At 62.5% G+C, this 840-nt stretch carries 1 pseudogene; it reads left to right on the top strand.

Going from position 1 to position 840, the window contains the following annotated elements:
• A pseudogene (locus ACFYE1_RS17480) lies at positions 1 to 608 on the top strand (IS3 family transposase); the annotation flags it as partial.
• Positions 609 to 840: the final 232 nt, after the last annotated feature.

The following is an 840-nucleotide window of genomic DNA, read 5'->3' as shown; positions in this document are numbered from 1 at the left end:
AAGGACTTGCGTCTCCACGAGATGACCCTGTCGAAGTGGATGCGCCAGGCTGACGTGAAGGACGGGCAGAAACCTGGGACCACCAGAGCCGAGTCGGCCGAGAACCGTGAACTGAAGAAGCGGATCCGCCTGCTCGAGCAGGAGAACGAGGTGCTACGACGGGCGGCGGCCTACCTGTCCCAGGCGAACCTGCCGGGAAAAGGTACTACCCGCTCGTGAAGGAGCTCGCCGAGGATGGAACTCCCGTCGCGGTGACATGCCGGGTGCTCAAGCTCTCCCGCCAGCCCTACTACCGATGGCCGGCGGACCCGGTCACCGCCGCCGAGTGGGATGAGGCCTATCGTGCCAACGCCCTGTTCGACGCCCACCACGACGACCCCGAGTTCGGCTACCGGTTCCTCGCCGGGGAAGCCGAGGCTACGGGCCAATCGATGTGTGAGCGGACCGCGTGGCGGATCTGCCGGGACAACCGCTGGTGGTCGGTGTTCGGGAAGTAGCGCGCGAAGAACGGCAAGAAGCCCGGGCCCCCCGTGCACGAGGACCTGGTGGAGCGCGACTTCACCGCCGCTACCCCGAACGAGTTGTGGCTGACCGACATCACCGAGCACAGCATGGTTGGTTCTTGCAATGTTGATGTTCTGCTCGGACGTGAGCCTTTGGATGCAAGACCGGTCGGGCGACGTGTGCGACGAGGAAACGATGTGCCACATCGTGACGGGGAACGGTGACATACGTCACAGATAAGACGCCTGGCGTCGAAGCCATAGTTAGTACTGCAACAACAGATTGTGACCTACTGTCAGATCTGCTATTTGATGGTCTGTGCAGACTCAGATGGTG

It is taken from the genome of Kocuria nitroreducens (genome assembly GCF_042879195.1).
GTDB classification, from domain to species: Bacteria; Actinomycetota; Actinomycetes; order Actinomycetales; family Micrococcaceae; genus Kocuria; species Kocuria nitroreducens.
The sequence above is the reverse complement of the archived record's forward strand: the minus strand, read 5'-3'. Positions and strand labels throughout refer to the sequence as shown.